At 49.0% G+C, this 883-nt stretch carries 1 pseudogene; it reads left to right on the top strand.

Annotated elements, in window-relative coordinates:
* Positions 1–138: pseudogene (locus C446_RS18945) on the top strand (IS1595 family transposase); the annotation flags it as partial.
* Positions 139–883 lie beyond the last annotated feature (745 nt).

Below are 883 nucleotides of genomic sequence, written 5' to 3'. Positions count from 1 at the left end.
CGCCCGTGGCTCTCGCCTCATCGAGGCATCTCAAAAGATAAGCTCACACAGTATCTCCGAGCGTTCCAACTTCGACGAAAGTTATTGCGGAAACCAGGGAGAGAAGCGCTCAAACACGCTGTCAAAGCTACGCTGTGAAATCAACAAAGTGCTACACAAGAGCGATCCACAAAAGACACGTCAACGTCAGCTGGAGGTCGCGTGTTCGTCGCTGTATATCCGACTTTAGCACCCATACGGTACGCGGCATACGTCGCGGACGTGGACCCGTTGGCCATCCAGATAATATTACGCTCAGAACTTTGCATGAGCTGGAGCTGTATAGCTCCGAATGTCATTCTTTTGGTCTGAGATTCGCCCCTCTTTCGAACAGGCTGAAGACTTCACGACAGACGAGTCGGCTTCTGGACGCGAAAAATAGGGGTTCAGGCGATTATATACCCGATTTCCATCCACCGTGACGGATGGAACCTCAATATTTGCTTGCTTCCGTGAGATGGTAGCTATGGGTAAGCCTTATGTCAATGAAATATAGAGTACGGGTATGTCACTTGCTACACTTTGGGAATTCCTCGCTGAGAATCCGATTGCGGTGAGTCAAACATTATTATCGCTGGCTCTCGTGATTGCCACAGTTGCGTATACGTATTTCACATGGGGGCAAACCTCTGAGATGCAATCAACGAGAGAACAGAGTAACCAACCTGTAGTGAAGGGTGGTATTGAATCAATGGCTCCTGGCTATATTGTGTGTGTACTCAAGAATACGGGTAATGCTGCTGCTCACAACGTTTATTGCTCCGTTGCGAGGTCATCTAATCCTCCTCTCAGGCGTTCACTCCACTGTTCTTCGTGAGACTTGTAGGGAATTGGACGCCGTCTT

It is taken from the genome of Halobiforma nitratireducens JCM 10879 (assembly GCF_000337895.1).
Lineage (GTDB): Archaea > Halobacteriota > Halobacteria > Halobacteriales > Natrialbaceae > Natronobacterium > Natronobacterium nitratireducens.
This window is presented reverse-complemented; position numbering and strand designations above follow the sequence as displayed.